This is a genomic window from Roseateles rivi (assembly GCF_043555845.1).
Classification (GTDB): domain Bacteria; phylum Pseudomonadota; class Gammaproteobacteria; order Burkholderiales; family Burkholderiaceae_C; genus Roseateles; species Roseateles rivi.
This window is the reverse complement of sequence record NZ_JBIGHZ010000001.1, coordinates 703,356-719,785: the sequence shown is the minus strand read 5'-3', so window position 1 is coordinate 719,785 and position 16,430 is coordinate 703,356. Positions and strand designations below refer to the sequence as shown.

At 65.8% G+C, this 16,430-nt stretch carries 13 protein-coding genes and 3 tRNA genes; 9 read left to right on the top strand and 7 right to left on the bottom strand.

Annotated elements, in window-relative coordinates; all coding sequences use genetic code 11:
* Positions 1-116: 116 nt before the first annotated feature.
* The 4 genes from ACG0Z6_RS03220 (at position 117) to ACG0Z6_RS03205 (ending at position 2,669) form a co-directional block, all read left to right on the top strand.
* On the top strand, positions 117-1,154 hold the full coding sequence (locus ACG0Z6_RS03220) for a GGDEF domain-containing protein (RefSeq protein ID WP_394458621.1): 1,038 nt from the start codon (positions 117-119) through the stop codon (positions 1,152-1,154).
* 57 nt (positions 1,155-1,211) lie between these two features.
* Positions 1,212-1,287, top strand: a tRNA-Thr gene (locus ACG0Z6_RS03215).
* A gap of 219 nt (positions 1,288-1,506) precedes the next feature.
* Positions 1,507-2,172, top strand: a complete 666-nt coding sequence (locus tag ACG0Z6_RS03210) for a hypothetical protein (RefSeq protein WP_394458620.1) — start codon at positions 1,507-1,509, stop codon at positions 2,170-2,172.
* 77 nt (positions 2,173-2,249) lie between these two features.
* The gene (locus tag ACG0Z6_RS03205; RefSeq protein ID WP_394458619.1) at positions 2,250-2,669 is read left to right on the top strand and encodes a VanZ family protein; all 420 of its coding nucleotides are present in this window, start codon (positions 2,250-2,252) and stop codon (positions 2,667-2,669) included.
* 4 nt (positions 2,670-2,673) lie between these two features.
* Here ACG0Z6_RS03205 and fahA read toward each other — a convergent pair whose 3' ends face one another.
* Positions 2,674-3,993: a fumarylacetoacetase gene (gene fahA, locus ACG0Z6_RS03200; protein ID WP_394458618.1), complete on the bottom strand. Its 1,320-nt coding sequence runs from the start codon at positions 3,991-3,993 to the stop codon at positions 2,674-2,676.
* A 45-nt stretch (positions 3,994-4,038) separates the two neighbouring features.
* Positions 4,039-4,587: a VOC family protein gene (locus ACG0Z6_RS03195; protein ID WP_394458617.1), complete on the bottom strand. Its 549-nt coding sequence runs from the start codon at positions 4,585-4,587 to the stop codon at positions 4,039-4,041.
* A 97-nt stretch (positions 4,588-4,684) separates the two neighbouring features.
* Here ACG0Z6_RS03195 and ACG0Z6_RS03190 point away from each other — a divergent pair, with 97 nt between their 5' ends.
* The 5 genes from ACG0Z6_RS03190 (at position 4,685) to ACG0Z6_RS03170 (ending at position 8,590) form a co-directional block, all read left to right on the top strand.
* Entirely contained in the window at positions 4,685-5,479 is a 795-nt protein-coding gene (locus tag ACG0Z6_RS03190; RefSeq protein WP_394458616.1) for an IclR family transcriptional regulator, read from the top strand.
* 304 nt (positions 5,480-5,783) lie between these two features.
* On the top strand, positions 5,784-7,925 hold the full coding sequence (locus ACG0Z6_RS03185; protein ID WP_394458615.1) for a TonB-dependent siderophore receptor: 2,142 nt from the start codon (positions 5,784-5,786) through the stop codon (positions 7,923-7,925).
* 51 nt (positions 7,926-7,976) lie between these two features.
* Positions 7,977-8,052: transfer RNA gene (locus ACG0Z6_RS03180), tRNA-Asn, on the top strand.
* Positions 8,053-8,103: 51 nt separating this feature from the next.
* Positions 8,104-8,179, top strand: a tRNA-Asn gene (locus tag ACG0Z6_RS03175).
* A 63-nt stretch (positions 8,180-8,242) separates the two neighbouring features.
* Entirely contained in the window at positions 8,243-8,590 is a 348-nt protein-coding gene (locus tag ACG0Z6_RS03170; RefSeq protein ID WP_394458614.1) for a zinc ribbon domain-containing protein YjdM, read from the top strand.
* 100 nt (positions 8,591-8,690) lie between these two features.
* Here ACG0Z6_RS03170 and ACG0Z6_RS03165 read toward each other — a convergent pair whose 3' ends face one another.
* From ACG0Z6_RS03165 to ACG0Z6_RS03145, 5 genes are all read right to left on the bottom strand, one after another.
* A complete protein-coding gene (locus ACG0Z6_RS03165; RefSeq protein ID WP_394458613.1) occupies positions 8,691-11,771 on the bottom strand; it encodes an efflux RND transporter permease subunit in 3,081 nt (1,026 codons plus the stop codon).
* Between the two features lie 25 nt (positions 11,772-11,796).
* On the bottom strand, positions 11,797-12,963 hold the full coding sequence (locus ACG0Z6_RS03160) for an efflux RND transporter periplasmic adaptor subunit (protein ID WP_394458612.1): 1,167 nt from the start codon (positions 12,961-12,963) through the stop codon (positions 11,797-11,799).
* Entirely contained in the window at positions 12,960-14,402 is a 1,443-nt protein-coding gene (locus ACG0Z6_RS03155) for an efflux transporter outer membrane subunit (protein WP_394458610.1), read from the bottom strand. The genes ACG0Z6_RS03160 and ACG0Z6_RS03155 overlap by 4 nt, the downstream gene beginning before the upstream one ends.
* A 101-nt stretch (positions 14,403-14,503) precedes the next feature.
* On the bottom strand, positions 14,504-15,229 hold the full coding sequence (locus ACG0Z6_RS03150; RefSeq protein ID WP_394458609.1) for a TetR/AcrR family transcriptional regulator: 726 nt from the start codon (positions 15,227-15,229) through the stop codon (positions 14,504-14,506).
* Between the two features lie 89 nt (positions 15,230-15,318).
* Positions 15,319-16,344 carry a GGDEF domain-containing protein gene (locus tag ACG0Z6_RS03145; RefSeq protein WP_394458608.1) on the bottom strand — a complete coding sequence of 342 codons (1,026 nt, stop codon included), beginning with the start codon at positions 16,342-16,344 and terminating at the stop codon, positions 15,319-15,321.
* Between the last annotated feature and the right edge of the window lie 86 nt (positions 16,345-16,430).

Below are 16,430 nucleotides of genomic sequence, written 5' to 3'. Positions count from 1 at the left end.
GCCTGGTGGGAGGGATGCAGTGGCTTCTGAGGCGCAGCCTGCCTCAAGCCGTTCCAGGCACTGGGTATTGGGCGCTGGCCCCCTTTTGCGGGGCCTTGTCGGCAGCGCTCATCACCATGGTCCCCACCTGGCCGCATCTGCACTTGCCTATGGCGGGCAACGCTGCACTGTTGCTGGCGCAGATGCTGTACCTCCAGGGCACACGCCAGCACCTGGGCATGGCCCAACATGACCGCGCCATGCTCTGCGCCTGTGCACTAACCCTGCTGGGCCTGCTGCTCTTCACCTACGTCTGGCCGCACTATCGCGCGCGCGTTGCGCTGATGAGTTTTTGCATGGCGCTGATCTACGCGCGCCACGCCTGGCTTTTGTTGCGCCAGGGCGGCGCGGGCTTGGGCATGCGCTTTACCGGCTGCTGCCAGGCACTGATGTGCTCCATCATGATGCTGCGCTGTGTCTCCAGCCCCTGGACGCTGAACGACTCCAGTGCGCAACTGATGCCCACTCCCATGCAGGTGATCTACGTCGGCAGCTTCAGTCTGATGGTTTTGCTCATCAACATGGGCCAGCTGGTGATGGTCAGCGAGCGGTTGCGCGACGAGTACCGCCGACTGGCCACGCAGGACTCACTGACTGGCAGCCTCACTCGCCACGCATGGCTTGAGCTGTTCCACCATGAGCTGGCCCGCCTGCAGCGCCATCCCCAACCGCTGTGCGCCATGCTGATCGATATCGATTGGTTCAAAAACGTCAACGACCAATACGGCCATCTGGTGGGCGACCAGGTGCTGCGCCGCGTTTGTCAAACCCTGCATGCAGCCCTGCGCCCCAGTGACGGGCTGGGGCGCTACGGGGGTGAAGAGTTTGTGGTCCTGCTTCCCGCCGTCGACGCCCAGGGTGCGCTGCGCTGTGCGCAGCGTTTGTGCGCCGCTGTGGCGGAGTTGCCCTCCAATCAGGGCCTGCCCGGCTGCACCGTGAGCATTGGCGTGAGCGCCTGGCGTCCAGGCGAGAGCTGCCCTGAGCCCATGCTGGCCCGTGCAGATGCCGCGCTCTACCTGGCCAAAGCCCAAGGGCGAAACCGCGCCTGCCTGGACGAGGCGCTGCAGGACTCCGCCAACGTGGCCGCAGCAGGCAGCACCGTGCTGGCGGTGTAGCGAAATTTCCCTGAAATTTCACGCTATACTCTTAGGCTTCTGATTTTTCACAATCAGGCCGGCATAGCTCAGTTGGTAGAGCAGCGCATTCGTAATGCGAAGGTCGGGGGTTCGACTCCTCTTGCCGGCACCAGAACAGCACAACGCGCCATCCTTTACAGGGTGGCGCGTTGTTTTGCTTTGGGCCGCGAATTCATGTCGAATCAGCCGTCATCTGGTTTGTGTACGCTGCGGAAATTGGCCGAATCTTCCCCGTTTGCTAGCTCAAATGCCTCAGCACGGGGCGTGATTCACTCAACACCGCTCCCGCCCCCTCGGGCTGAAGCGCTGTGTTGCCGTACCAGGAGTCGTCATGAATCACCGCAATGTTCTTCAAGTGTTCGCAGCCGTTTTGGGCGCTTGCCTCACCTGGTGCGCCCAGGCCTCGGGCGGCCACCATGCCGTGGAAGACGCTGGGCTGTTGGAGCCCGGCCAATGCCAGGTGGAAATCTGGCAAGAGCGCGGCACGGATCACCGCCTCACTCATGCGGGTCCGGGCTGCCGTCTGGGGCCTGTGGAGCTGGCGCTGAACGTCGACAGGCTGCGGGAAGGCGGCACCACCACCGTGTGGGGCCCACAGGTCAAGTGGGGCACCGAGCTGGGTGCAGGCTGGAGCCTGGGGGCTGTTTGGCTGGTCAACCTGCAAGACCACCGACCCAAGTTCAGCGGGCACACCCTGGTGCTGCCACTGACCTGGCAAGCCAGCGAGGACTTTGCCCTGCACCTCAACCTGGGCCGCGATGTGCTGCGCGGCGCGGCCGACCGCACGCGCCGTGGCGCCGCGCTGGAGTGGCAGGCCACACAGCGCCTGCAATTGCTGACAGAGTGGTGGGACGACGGCAGCTTGCGCCACCGCCGCGCCGGTCTGCGCGTTTCGCTGCAAAAAGATCTGACCCTTGATTTCAGCCGAGCACGGCACAACGGCCCAGAAGGTCAGGGCTGGTGGACGCTGGGCTTGGGCTGGGTGTTTGACCGCTGAAGCTGCGGCCTATCACCGCACTTGCCCTTGCGCGGCAGCTCTGGCACGGCAACGAGCAGGGCTGCCGGACCTACACTGTGGCCCCGCTTTTGCTCTCGTCGCCAGACCTCTCGCCCATGCTGCGCCACATCAAATCCCCCACGCTGCGTTTTGCATTGCAGCTGTGCTTTGTGCTGATGGTGCTGGGCATTGCCACGCTGGCCTTCATGCCCCACCCGCCCCGGGAAGTGGATACGGGCTGGGACAAAGCCAACCACATACTGGCCTTTCTGGCCCTGGCCGCGGCCGGACGCTTGGCGTGGCGGCAACGCGCCCTGCCCTTGGTGGTCTTGCTGCTGGCCTACGGGGTGTTGATTGAGTTGGTGCAGGCCCGCATTCCGGGCCGCAGCGCCGACCCCCAGGACGTGGTGGCCGACAGCGTGGGCATTGCGCTGGGCCTGCTGCTGGCTGCCGCCGCCACCGCAGTGCTGCGGCGCTGGCGGCAAGCGCAGGGCTGAGGCTTCAGCCCTGCAGCGTGGGCAAGACCTCGCCGCTGCAACTGCCAAAGCCGATGCGCGGCGCACCCTCGCGTTGCGCATAGGCGCGCAGGGTGACGATGTCGCCGTCTTGCAAGAAGGTGCGCGTCTCACCGCTGCTCAGGCTCAGTGCCTGCTTGCCACCGGCGCTGAGCTCCAGCAGCGAGCCCCCCTCCTCAGGCAGCGGCCCGGACTGGGTGCCCGTGCCCAGCAAATCGCCCGGCTGCAGATTGCAGCCGCCGCTGGCGTGGTGCACCAGCATCTGCGCCAGCGTCCAGTAGGCGTGGCGGAAGTTGCTGCGCATGAGGCGCTGCGCGGCTTGACCGGCTGCGCGCATCTTGGCCGTCTGCAGCCACACTTCAAGCTCGATGTCGTAGCTGCCGCCCTCGGTGTTGGCTGCGCTGCTGAGGTAGGGCAGCGGCTGAGGGTCGCCTTCGGGGCGGGTGAAGGGCAAGCGGTAGGGCTCCAGCGCCTCCATGGTGACGATCCACGGCGAGACCGTGCTGGCGAAGTTCTTTGCCAGAAAGGGTCCCAGCGGCTGGTACTCCCAGCCCTGCACATCGCGCGCGCTCCAGTCGTTGAGCAAGCTCAGGCCGAAGAGGTGCTCGCTCACCGCCTCCATGGCAATGGGCTCGCCCAGGGCATTGCCGCGCGCCACATAAAGCCCCAGCTCCAGCTCGTAGTCCAGGCGGCGGCTTGGGGCGTAGCTGGGCACCTCGTGCTCAGGCCCTTTGAGCTGGCCTTGCGGGCGGCGCACCGGCGTGCCGTCCACCACGATGGACGAGGCACGGCCGTGGTAGCCAATGGGCACCCACTTGTAGTTGGGCAACAGCGGGTTGTCCGGGCGGAACAGCTTGCCCACCGTGGTGGCGTGGTGGATGCCGGTGTAGAAGTCGGTGTAGTCACCGATCTGGCAGGGCAGCGCCATCTCGGCCTGGCTTTGCGCCACCAGGCAGCGCTGCAGCGCGCCTTGCTGCGCACTGCCTTCGCACAGCGCCTCAAACAAGGCCGCACGCAGCGCACGGCGCTGTGCCAGCGGGGCGGCCATGAAGCGGTTCAAGTCGCCTTCGGCCAGCGCCTGCAGCCACACCTGCTGGCTGGGCTGCCAGCGCCCTTGGGCCGCGGCAGCGGCCAGGTCCAGGATTTGGCTGCCAATGGCCACGCCAATGCGCCAGCGCTCGTTGCTGCCAGCGCGGCGAAAGCGCCCATAGGGCAGGTTTTGCAGCGGGAAGTCAGACTCCGGCGCGTTGGCACAAGCCACCCAGCTGCGGGCTTCGGGGTCGTGGGTGTGATCCAGAAAACTCATGGCAAAAATCGGTGCAAAAGTGTGTAGGGAAAGCAGTGGCGGCGCTCAGTGTGGCGTGCCGGTGTCGAACTGCTTTTCGTGCATCCACGCGGCATGGCGCGGGGCTTTGCGCGTCTGCGCCCATTCATTGAGCATCTCCCACTTGCAGGCATCGAGCCGCTCGTACATCTCGGGCGTGCCCACGTCGGCCGCCAGCTCAATGCGGTGGCCGTTGGGGTCAAAGAAGTAGATGCTCTTGAAGATGGTGTGGTCGGTCACGCCCACCACCTCAATGCCTGCGGCCTGCAGCCGCGCCTTGGTGGCTTCAAGAGTGGCAAGGCTGTCGACCTTGAAGGCGATGTGCTGCACCCAGCCCGGGGTGTTTTCATCGCGCCCCATCTCGGGCGAGTTGGGCAGCTCAAAGAAGGCCAGCACATTGCCCTGGCCGGCATCGAGAAAGACGTGCATATACGGGTCTGGCGCCTGCGTGGAGGGCACTTTGTCCTCGGCGATGGCCAGCACAAAGTCCATGTTCAAGTGCTTGACGTACCACTCGACGGTTTGCTTGGCGTCCTTGCAGCGGTAGGCGACGTGGTGGATGCGGTCGATCTTCATCTCTGCTCCCTGGGTGCGGGTGTGGCGGTATTCAACGATGCGCTTGATGATAGTGGCACCGTTTGATATTGTCTAATCGATTCAACCCAATCAAACCATGACCACAAGCCCACCCAGCCCGCGCGGCATTCAAAGCATTGAGGTCGGCGGCGCCTTGCTGCGGGCCTTGGCGCACCAGGGTCAGGCCCTGGCGCTGAAGGATTTGGCGCGCGAGGCCGGCATGCCCGCAGCCAAAGCCCACCCCTATCTGGTGAGCTTTATCAAGCTCGGCCTGGTGGCGCAGCACGAGGACGGGCTCTATGGCCTGGGCCCCCTGGCACTGCAGCTGGGGCTCATCAGCCTGCAGCAGTACGACCCCGTGCGCCTGGCCACGCCGCGCATCGAAGCGCTGGCCGCCGAGCTGGGGCACACCGTGGCCATCGTGGTGTGGGGCAACCGCGGGCCCACAGTGGTGCGCGTGGCCCACGCGCCCACGCCGCTGCACATCAGCATGCGCCACGGCACGGTGATGAGCCTGGCCGACACCGCCAGCGGCCGCCTCTTTGCCGCCCATCTTCCCGAGACCCTCTGGCGCGAAACACTGCGCGCCGAAGGCCTGGCGCCCGCAGCCCTGCGCAGCGCCGTGGCCGCACTGCGCCAGCGCCGCGACGACGCCCTGGCCTGGGGCCTGGCCCAGACCCTGGACGAAGCCGTGCCCGGCGTTTCCGCACTGGCCGCGGCGGTGCTGGACCAGCGTGGGCAGCTGGCGCTGTCGCTCACCGCCGTGGGGCCAAGTTCTGCCTTTGATGCCACGCTGCAAGGCCCACTGGCAGCCGCGCTGCGCCGCGACGCCCTGGCCTTGACGCAGCAGCTGGGGTACCAGCCGCAATGGCAGGCGCTGCCCCCAGCCTAAAGCCCTGGCGCTGACACCCCCCTCGGTTCAAGGCCCCTGGTATTTGGCGCCTCAGCGCCTAAAATTGCAGCTTCGCTAGGGGTGCTGCTGCCTTCTTGCTGCCGCAACGCGGTGGGCTGGCTGCGGCTGAGAAACACCCTTTGAACCTGATCGCGTGCGTGCCGAGGTCCCAGATGCGGCACGCATCCGAGGTAATCCTCGCGCAGGGAACGCATGTGTTGCACCCAAACCCGCCGCCCACCTGGGCGCCGGCGGCGTTTGGGCCGCTGGCACGGCGCGCCCCGCGCCCAGCCCACACTGCACCATGCACCACAAGCTCTCCCACCCCCACCACCGCCTGGGCACTCTGGCCCTGGCCGCGCTGCTGTGCGCCAGCGCACAAGCCCAAAACACGGTCACCAGCACCCTGCCAGCCGTGCAGCTCAGCGGGCGCGCCCAGCTGCCATCGGGCGTGGCGGGCTGGGGTGACACCCCGGCCGCACAGCTGCCCATGCAGACCCTCTCGACCAGCCAGGAGCAGCTGCGTGAACGCGGCATCAGCAGCTTGGCCGGACTCACCGAACTGGACGCCAGCGCCAGCGACGCCTACAACGCCGCAGGCTATGTGTCTTACCTCAAGCTGCGCGGCTTCACGCTGGACAACCGCTTCAACTACCGCCGCGACGGTCTGCCCATCAACGCCGAAACCGCCCTGCTGCTGGGCAATATGGAGCGCGTGGAGCTGCTCAAGGGCACGAGTGGCTTGCAAGCGGGCACCAGCGCACCGGGCGGCCTGGTCAACCTGGTGGTCAAGCGCCCCTTGCGCGAAGACGCCAGCTCGCTGCTGCTGGCGGCCGACCAATACGGCCAGCTCGAAGCGGGGCTGGACCTCAACCGCCGCATGGGCAGCGTGGGCCTGCGCGTGAACGCCAGCGCCGCCCAGCTGCACCCGGCTTTGTACGACGCCAACGGCCAGCGCCGCCAACTCGCCCTGGCCGGGCAGTGGCAGGCCAGCGCGGACACCGTGCTGGATGTGGAGTACGAGCACAGCCAGCAGCGCCAGCGCAGCCAGCCCGGCTTCAGCCTGCTGGGCGCGCAGCTGCCCGATGCGCGCGCCATCAACCCCCGTGTCAATCTGAACAACCAGGACTGGAGCCTGCCCGTGCGCTTCCAGGGCGACACCACCTCGGTACGCCTGCGCCAGCAGCTCAGCGCCCAGTGGCAGCTGCAAGCCCAGGCCATGGCCCAGAACTTGCGCACCGACGACCGCCTGGCCTACCCCTTCGGCTGCACCCAAGCTGATGGCACCTACTGGGCCAGCAGCTACTGCCCCAACGGCGACTTCGACCAGTTCGACTACCGCAGCGACAACGAACACCGCCACAGCCGCGCGCTGGAGGTCAGCCTGCAAGGGCGCTTCAGCACCGGTGCACTGCAGCACCAGCTGCAAGCCAGCGTGCTGCGCAGCGCCTTCAACAGCCGCTTTGAGGGCCAGGCCTACAACTGGGCAGGCACCGGCAACATCAGCGGCCTGCCCCGCACCCAAGCCGACCCCAGCCTGAACGACGCCAACACCAACCGCGACGAACGCAGCACCGAACTGGCCCTGCGCGACACCGTGGCGCTGAGCGCCCAGGCCCAGCTCTTTGTGGGCCTGCGCCACACGCAGCTGCAGCGCGCCAGCGCGCGCGTGAACACCAGCAACCCGCGCGCCACCGACTACAGCCAGAGCTTCACCACCCCCTGGCTGGGCTTGAGCTGGACCCTGGCCCCGCAACTGCAGGCCTACGCCAGCTGGGGGCAAGGCGTGGAGTCTGAAGTCACCCCGCAGCGCAACACCTACGCCAACGCTGGCCAAGCCCTGCCCGCCCTGCGCAGCCGCCAGTGGGAACTGGGCCTGCGCGGCGAAAGCCCGCTGCTGGACTGGGGCCTGAGCGCGTTTGACATCAGCCGTCCGGCCTGGCGCGACATCACCCTGGCCAGCGGCCTGCTGGAGCGCCGCGCCGACGGCGTGCAGCACCACCGCGGCCTGGAAGCCCAGGCCACGCTGAAGTGGAACGGCGGCAGCCTCGCCGCCAGCGGCCTGTGGCTCAAAGCCCAGCGCCAAGACTCGGCCGACGCCAGCCTCAACGGCCTCAAGCCCGACAACGTGCCCGCACGCAGCGCACGGCTGCAGCTGCAACAAGCCGCCCTGCTGCCGGGCCTGCGCTGGGTGGCCAGCCTGCAGCACGAAGGCCCGCGCATGATCCTGCCCGACAACAGCCTGCAGCTGCCCGGCTGGACCACGCTGGAGCTGGGCGCACGCTACGACTGGACCCTGGGCGCCCACACCCTGGTGCTGCGCGCCGGGCTGGACAACGCCCTCAACCGCCGCGCCTGGCGCGAGTCCCCCTACCAGTACGAACACGTCTACCTCTACCCGCTCGCTCCTCGCACATTGCGTGCTTCGGCCAGCTGGAATTTCTAAGCAAACCTTGCGCAGGCTACTGAAACTGTTCTATACTCTTTGGCTTACCGATCCCCGATAGCTCAGTCGGTAGAGCGCCGGACTGTTAATCCGTAGGTCCCTGGTTCGAGCCCAGGTCGGGGAGCCAAATCAAGACGCCCAGGTGCCACCGTTTGCCTGGGTCGACATACCCAACAATTCCCCGATAGCTCAGTCGGTAGAGCGCCGGACTGTTAATCCGTAGGTCCCTGGTTCGAGCCCAGGTCGGGGAGCCAAAATCAAGCCTCACATGCGAAAGCCTGTGAGGCTTTTTCTTTACCCCACCACCAACACCCGCCATGACCACCCTGCCCGCCTGCCCGCTGTGCAACTCCGTCTACACCTACGAAGACGGCACCCAACTGGTCTGCCCCGAGTGCGGGTACGAATGGTCAGCCCTGGCACCGGAATCCACCCCCAGCGCTGACGCCGCCCCGGTCATCAAGGACGCCGTGGGCAACGTGCTGCAAGACGGCGACACGGTCACCGTCATCAAAGACCTGAAGATCAAAGGCTCATCGCTGGTCGTCAAAGTCGGCACCAAAGTCAAAAACATCCGCCTCACCGAGGGCGACCACGACATTGACTGCAAGATCGACGGCATTGGCGCCATGGGCCTGAAGTCGGAGTTTGTGCGCAAGGTGTAGATGGCAAGACCGACCCATGCCACGACAGGCAGCCAAGAGCCTGGCTTCGTACAACTAGGCTGGCCTGGCTGCAGGGCACCCCCACAGCCAGGCCTTGGCCTCAGGCTGAAGCCTTGGCCGCTCGGGCGGCGCGGCGGCGGCTTGGACTGACCAGGCCAATGAGGTCGTCCACATAGCTGAACACCACCGGGATGACCAGCAGGCTCAGGAAGGTGGAGGTGATGAGGCCACCGATCACCACGATGGCCATGGGCGAGCGGAAGCTCGGGTCCACGCCAATACCCAGGGCAATGGGCATCATGCCCGCACCCATAGCAATAGTGGTCATGATGATGGGCCGTGCACGCTTGCGGCAAGCATCCACGATGGCCTCCCAGCGCGACAGGCCATGGTCACGCCGCGCGATGATGATGTAGTCCACCAGCAAGATCGAGTTCTTGGTGGCAATGCCCATGAGCATGATGAGCCCGATCATGGAGGGCATGGACAGCGCAGTGTGCGTGACAAACAGCGCCACGAACGCGCCGGGAATGGACAGCAGCAAGGCCGCCAGAATCGTCACGGGCTGCACAAAGTCCTTGAACAGAAGCACCAGCACCACATAGATGCACAGCACCCCGGTGAGCATGGCCAATCCAAAGCTCTGGAACAACTCGCCCATGGCTTCGGCATCACCAATGGTGGCCTGCTTCACACCGGGCGGTAGATTCTTCAGGCTGGGCAGCGCCAGGGCCTGCTGCTCTACCAAGCCCAAGGGCTGGCCGTTGAGCTCAATCTCGAAGTTGATGTTGCGCTGGCGGTCATAGCGGTCGATCAGCGAAGCACCGCTGGCCATTTCAAGGGTGGCCACCTGTGACAGGGGCACCGGGCCCTTGCTGCCGGGCACGCGCAAGGCACCCAGCAGGTCCAAATCGGCGCGTGCACCCTGGGGCAGGCGCACCACAATGGGTACTTGGCGCTGGCTGAGGTTGAGCTTGGCCAGGGCTTGGTCGTAGTCACCCATGGTGGCCACACGCAGCGTGTCGGCAATGGCCGCTGAGCTCACACCCAAATCGGCCGCCCGCGCAAAGTCAGGCCGCACCACCAGTTCCGGCCGCACCAAGCTGGCACTGGATGTCACTGCACCAATGCCCGGAATGCCCCGCAGTTCCTGCTCTACACGCGCGGCGTGTTCGGACAACAAGCGACCATCTTCACCAGCGAGCACCAGCACGTATTTTTCGGACGAACCGCCAAAACCCACTTTGACACGCACACCCGGCAGGCCAGCCATGAGCTCACGCAGCTGCGCCTCGAGGTCCTGCTTGGAAATGCCCGGGCGATTCTTGCGATGCGTCATCTCCAACGTCAGGGTGGATCGGTTCACACTCGGGCCTGCCGTCACCATAAAGGGATCAGCCCCGGCACCGCCGCCGCCAATGGTGGTGTAGATGAGCTTGACGTGGGGGTTCTGGCGCACCAGAGCTTCGGCCTGCTGCGTGGCGGCACGGGTTTGCTCAAAGCTTGACCCTGGCGGCAGCGTCAGGCTGACCTGGGTTTGCGAGAGGTCGTCCGGCGGAATGAACCCCGTGGGCAGCAGCCCCACCAAGCCAAAAGAAGCCACCGTGAACACACCGGTGATGAGCAGCGTGGCAATGCGGTGTTTCAAACACCAGCGTGCCCAGCCGGTGTAGCGCTGCAGCCAGCGCGGCTCAGCATGTGCCACCTTGGGCGGCCGCAAGATATAGGCCGCCATCATGGGCGTGAGCATGCGCGCCACCACCAGCGAGAAGAACACCGCAATAGCCGCTGTCCAGCCAAACTGCACAAAGAACTTGCCGGGAATGCCGCTCATGAAGGCGGTAGGCAGGAACACGGCAATCAGCGTGAAGGTGGTGGCAATCACGGCCAGGCCGATCTCATCGGCCGCTTCCATGGCGGCTTGCAGCGGGGTTTTGCCTTGAGCCAGGTGGCGCATGATGTTTTCGATCTCGACGATGGCATCGTCCACCAACACCCCCACCACCAGCGACAACGACAGCAGCGTGACCACGTTGATGGAAAAGCCCATCAGGTACATCACCGCAAACGTAGGCAAGACCGACAGTGGCAGCGCCGTGGCGGCCACCAGCGTGGCGCGCCAGTCGCGCAGGAAGAAGAACACCACAATCACCGCCAGTGCAGCACCTTCGTACAGCAAATACATGCTGCCTTCGTAGTTCTCGCGCACGGGTTCAACAAAGTTGAAGGACTCCTCAAAGCGCACTTGCGGGTGAGCTTCGCTGAGTTCCGTCACCGCGGCGCGCACGCCATCGGCGACATCGATTTCGCCTGCACCGCGGGTGCGCGAAATCTCAAAACCCACCACCGGCTTGCCGTTGAGGTAGGCCGCCGAGCGCTGTTCACCCACGGTGTCGCTGACATGGGCCACTTGGTCCAGGCGCAGGCGCCGACCATCGGAGAGGCTGATCTCCATGGCCGCGAGTTCAGCCGCGGACTGCACCGTGGCCAGCGTGCGTACGCTTTGTTCTGCACCGCCCACTTCAGATCGGCCACCGGAGGCTTCTTGCTGGATGTTGCGCAGCTGGCGCGACACGTCCGCGGCCGTGGCGTTGAGCGCCACAAGCCGCGCCGGGTCCAGCTCCACGCGCACTTCACGCGTGACGCCACCCACGCGTGAGACCGCCCCTACACCTTTGACGGCGAGGATGCGCTTGCTCACCTCATGGTCCACAAACCAGGACAGCGCCTCGCCATCCATTTGGTCCGAAGCCACGGTGAAACTCAGCATAGTGCCGCCCGCCAACTCCATCTTGGTGATGGTGGGATCACGCAGGTCGGCAGGCAAATCAGCACGCACACGCGCCACAGCGTCGCGCACGTCATCCAACGCCTGCTGGGTGGGCTTTTCCAGGCGGAACTCAGTGGAGATCACCGCCACCCCGTCCTGCATGGTGGTGTAGATGTGCTTGACGCCTTGCAGCGTGGCAATCTGGTTCTCGATCTTGCGCGCCACCTGCGATTCCAGCTGCGCGGGCGAAGCCCCAGGCAGCGCTGCCGTAACGATGATGGTGGGCAGATCAATATCGGGAAAGTTCTGGATCTTCATCGCCCGAAAGCCAGCCACACCGGCCAGCGTGAGCATGATGAAGAGCAGCAGAGCGGGAATGGGGTTGCGTATGCACCAGGCTGATACGTTCATGAGTGTTGACTCCCTCGAGGGTGTATCAGCGCGCCGCAGCCGCTGCCGGGGTGGCGGGCACCTTGGCACTGCTGAGGATCTTCACGCGATCGCCATCGGCCAAAAAGGCCACGCCAGACGCCACCACAGGGGTGTTGGCGTCCAGACCCGCCAGAATCTCGATGCGGTCGCCCTGACGGCGCCCCACCGTGACCTTGCGCTGCTGCACGCGCTCGCTGGCCTCGTCCACACGATAAACATAGGCGAAGCCATCACGCTGCAGCACGGCCGCTTGCGGCAAATGCACCGCGCTGCTCTGGGCCAGCTCAAACACGCCGCGCACAAAACTGCCTGCACGCAGCGCTGCATGGCGTGGCACATCCACATAGGCCACGCCCATGCGTGTGTTGGCGTCCACCGCGGGCGCCAATTGGCGCACCCGCCCTTCCAGCGTCTGCGTCTGCCCCGGCAGGCTCAGGCGCGCCACGGCACCCGGGCGCAGCTGCGCCAGCGCGTCAGCGGCCAGCTCAGCACGCCACTCCAGGCGCTGCTGGCGAATCAGCCGAAACAGCTCCTGCCCCGGCTGCACCACGGCACCCTGAGTGGCGTGGCGCGCGCTCACCACACCGTCGTCCGGCGCGGTGATGCGCGTTTGCGCCAATCGCAGCTGCGAGGCCTGCACACGAGCTTGTGCGGCCTTGACGCGGGCGGCCGAGGCTTGCGCCTGCACTTGGAACTGCGCTAGCGCCTGCTCTGACAGGGCCGTGCTGCCCTGCGCCTGCAGCTGTGCGGCGCGGCGCGCATCGCCCTGGGCCTGTTGGTCGGCGGCCTGGGCTTCGGCCAGACCGGCCTCGGCCTGCGCCAGCTCGGCCCGCACGCTGGCGTCGTTGAGCTGCGCCAGCAGTTGCCCGCGGCGCACCACATCGCCCACTTGCGCGCGCAGCTCGGTGATCATGAGCCCGCCGGTCTCGGTGGAGAGTTGCATCTCTTGCCAGGGCGCCAGCGTGCCCACGGCACCGATGGTTTGCGGCCAGGCGCTGCTTTGAGCACGCACCAGGGTCACGCTCAAGGCGGCCCGCTGACCTTTGGGTGCGGGTTCGGCTTTGGCATCCTGGGCTTGCGCCGGCGTGCCCACACTGCCCAGCACGAGCAAAGAGGCGTAAGCGGAAATGGCCACCGCCGTGGCCGCTGCAATGGAATGAATACGCTTCACGATGTGGAATCCTGTGTTTGACTGTTCGATACCAGAGGCGCTTGCCAACCGCCGCCCACGGCCTTGTGCAAGGCCAGCCAGGCCGAGCGCTGTTCACGCTGCAGCTGCACCATGGCGGCGCGCGCACCCAGCGTCACACGGCGCTGGTCTTCCAATTCCTGGGCGCTAGCAAAGCCCGCCTGCCAGCGCTGCTGCGTGGCCACCAGGGCCTGCTCATAGGCTTGCAAGGACTGCTGCATGGGGGCCTGACGCTGCTGTGCCGCATCCAGCCGCACCAGCGCGTCTTCCACCTCGCGCACGGCCTGCAGCACCGCACCACGCCAAGCCGCCTCGGCCTGACGCCAGCGCGCCTGCGCGGCCTGCGCCTCAGCGCGGGCGCGCCCGCCGTCGAGCAGCGGCAGGGTCAGCCGAGGGCCAAAGCCCCAGCCCCGCGACTCGTCTGTGGCGCCACCCAGCTGTATGCCAGCCACGCTGAAGCTGCCCACCAAGCTGAGCTGGGGCCAGCGCGCGGCCTCTGCGGCACCGGCTGCAGCCCAAGCGGCCAGCGCCTGGGTCTGAGCCGCCGCTACATCCGGGCGCTGTTGCAAGGCCTGGGCTGGCACAGCCACGGCAAACGGCGCCCCCAGCTGTGGCCAGGCCCCGGGGCTGCGCGCCAGCAGGCTGCGCAGCTGCGCCTCCTCATGCGCGGTCAGCGCGGCCAGGGCCTTGAGCAGTTGCTCCCGCTGAGCGCGTTGCGCCAGCAGCCGCTGCTGGGCCTCGGCCGCAGCGCCTTGCAGCAAGGCACTGCTGGCACTGGCCTCCAGCCCCACCTGCTGGCGCTGGCGTGAGAGCTTGGCCACCTCGTTGGCCGAGGCCAGCTCCTGCTCGCCCAGCGCCACCAATTGCTCGGCAGCACGCAGGCTCAGGTAGAGCTCGGCAGTCTCGGTGGCCAGGCTCAGGCGCAGCGCCTGCACTTCCAGCGCCGAGGCCTCGGCGCGCAGGCTGCTGGCCTTGTTGAGCTGGCGGGCGCGGCCGAACAAATCCAGCTCCCAGCTCGCATCGAACTGACCCAGGCTGATGTTCTGGATGGGCAAACCTGCAGGCACAGCCTGGCGGCCGCGCTGCCATTGCCCCGTGGCGTTGAGGCCCGAGGCTGCGGCCGAGGCCCCAGCCAGGGCGCGCGCTTCATCCAGCCGTGCCACAGCCTGTTGCAGGCCAGGCTGGTCGGTCCAAGTCCAGGCCACGAGCTGGCGCAGCACGGCGTCGTCCATGCGCTCCCAGGCGGGCGCTGGGTTGGTCTGCGCTGAGGAGGCGCGAGCGGCCCAGTCAGCGGGTGTATGCCCTTGCAGCGCGCCGGTAGGCAGGGGCTTGTGGGCACAGCCTCCCAAAATCCACACCGCCAAGCCCGCCGACATCCACAGGCCCACGCGGCGGGCGCGGTGACGAGTTCGATCTTTCATGCACTTCCTTTCTGGGTCTTCAAAGACCTGGGCCATGACTGCAGACCTGGGCCAAAGTTGTACGCCCGCTGTAGCCACAGCGCTGGCGCGATATGCCAAGTTCAATCGGGTGGGTCGCCCCCACTGCGACGACGCGAACTCTCCGCCTCGATCATGGCTTGCGCCATACGCACCAGGCTGGCTTGCAGCATGGTGATGGCGCGCGCGCTGCCCAAGACCTGAGGCGTGGAGTTCTGAATGATGTCCACGGAATTCCAGTATTGCTCGATGATGGCCATCACCGCGAAGGTGAGGTGCTGCAGCGGCAGATCGACGCGGCGCGCGCCACAGCGGCGCCCCAGCGCGGCCTGCAGCGCCAAGCGGTGTGGTTCCACGCACTCGGCGCAAAAGCTCTGGCCAATCTCGGTGGGGTCTGTCATCTCGCGGCCCCAAATGCGCATGACATGGCGAAAGCGCACGTCCGACTCGCGCAGCGGCGCAAGCAAGAGCCGGTAGATGCCATCGAGCCATTCAGCCAAGGGCATCTCGTCACGGTCATACAGCGCCGCCACAGGCGCGAGCTGTTGCAGTGGCAAGCCCAACACTGCACGGTACAAGCCGCCCTTGTCGCCAAAGTGGTAGGCAATCAGCGCAATGTTGCACTCTGCCGCCAAGCCAATTTCTCTTGTACTGGCGCGCGCAAAGCCCCTCTCGGCAAAGCAGCGCAAAGCAGCATCCAAAAGCCGCTGGCGCGTGGCCGCTTCAGGTGGAGCGGCTGCGGTTGCCTTTTGGGCGCGCGGGGTGGGTGCAGATTCAGGCGCAAGGCCCGGCTTGGTGCGACGGCTCATGCGCTTCATTCTAGAAGTTAATCAATCGATTGATTAACCCCACACCCAAACCAGGGACTGAAGCCATCACCCCCCCTACTTGGAGGGGGTTAAAACAGTTCGACGCTGCTAGGGCTGTCTTCGTCTTTCAGATGCCCCAAAACCAACAGTTGCGCGTGATTGCACACTTGGTTGCGACCGTGTTCTTTGGCGTAATAGACCGCCGCATCAGCGCGCTGCAGGGCTTGCGTCGGGCTGTCCATGTCACGAATCTCGGTGTAGCCGACGCTGACCGTGAGCTCCCCCACCTGGGGAAAGGGGAACGCTTGGGTGGCGGCACGGAAGCGCTCAAAGGCCTGCTCCGCATCTTGCGCGCTCTTGCAGCGCATCAGCACCACGAACTCCTCACCACCAAAGCGGTAGACCTGGTCGTGGTAGCGAAAGGTCGAAGACATCAGACGGGCCAGCAGCAGCAGCACTTCGTCACCGATCAAGTGGCCAAACCGGTCATTGATGGATTTGAAGTGGTCAATATCCACCACGCCCAGATACCCTCGCACCTCACCAACGGTGTGACGGCGACCCACCGTTTCGTCCTGCATCAGGGGCTGGCGCTGCTGCAATTGTTTCAAAAATACGGTGTCAAAGGTCTTACGGTTGAGCAAACCCGTGAGGGTGTCACGCTCGCTGTAGTCGAGCAGGCCCATGAAATTGCGATAGATGCGCAACACCGCTGCCACCGTGCGGCGCGCCTGCTCACCCAAAGGCTCCGCCGAGGTGATTTCCAAAACGCCAACCACTTGTTGTTCTGAGGCCAGCGGGAACAAGGCAATGTGTCGATCGTCTTGCTGCAAGAAGTTCTCTTGCCCGCTTTCCAAGCACATCTGACGGTGCGGAAAATCCGCCACAGGCGGCAGCTCCTCGAGCCGCAACTCCTGCGCCGAAACAATGGTCTGCCCGGCGTTCATGCAAGCGCGCGTCACCCAGCGCTGATCACTGTGCTCGCCCAGCACACGATAAGCCGCGACAGACTGTGGCGCCAACATGTCGGCCAGCGAGCTGACCAGGGTGGCATCCATCACATCCCGGTCACGGAATCCGGTAAGCACTGCCAGGTGCTCAACCACCTCTGACATAACTGATGCCCCTCGCGTCGCGATGTGCTGCGCGTGTTGTGATTAAGCATTCCCCCGACACGGGACATGCGGCCCGCTATACGCAG

Excerpts from the sequence above, each read along its gene's own strand:
- ACG0Z6_RS03220 (WP_394458621.1), top strand. The coding sequence starts at position 117 with ATGGTCCCCACCTGGCCGCATCTGCACTTGCCTATGGCGGGCAACGCT.
- ACG0Z6_RS03210 (WP_394458620.1), top strand. The coding sequence starts at position 1,507 with ATGAATCACCGCAATGTTCTTCAAGTGTTCGCAGCCGTTTTGGGCGCT.
- fahA (WP_394458618.1), bottom strand. The coding sequence starts at position 3,993 with ATGAGTTTTCTGGATCACACCCACGACCCCGAAGCCCGCAGCTGGGTG.
- ACG0Z6_RS03195 (WP_394458617.1), bottom strand. The coding sequence starts at position 4,587 with ATGAAGATCGACCGCATCCACCACGTCGCCTACCGCTGCAAGGACGCC.
- ACG0Z6_RS03190 (WP_394458616.1), top strand. The coding sequence starts at position 4,685 with ATGACCACAAGCCCACCCAGCCCGCGCGGCATTCAAAGCATTGAGGTC.
- ACG0Z6_RS03185 (WP_394458615.1), top strand. The coding sequence starts at position 5,784 with ATGCACCACAAGCTCTCCCACCCCCACCACCGCCTGGGCACTCTGGCC.
- ACG0Z6_RS03170 (WP_394458614.1), top strand. The coding sequence starts at position 8,243 with ATGACCACCCTGCCCGCCTGCCCGCTGTGCAACTCCGTCTACACCTAC.
- ACG0Z6_RS03165 (WP_394458613.1), bottom strand. The coding sequence starts at position 11,771 with ATGAACGTATCAGCCTGGTGCATACGCAACCCCATTCCCGCTCTGCTG.
- ACG0Z6_RS03155 (WP_394458610.1), bottom strand. The coding sequence starts at position 14,402 with ATGAAAGATCGAACTCGTCACCGCGCCCGCCGCGTGGGCCTGTGGATG.
- ACG0Z6_RS03150 (WP_394458609.1), bottom strand. The coding sequence starts at position 15,229 with ATGAGCCGTCGCACCAAGCCGGGCCTTGCGCCTGAATCTGCACCCACC.
- ACG0Z6_RS03145 (WP_394458608.1), bottom strand. The coding sequence starts at position 16,344 with ATGTCAGAGGTGGTTGAGCACCTGGCAGTGCTTACCGGATTCCGTGAC.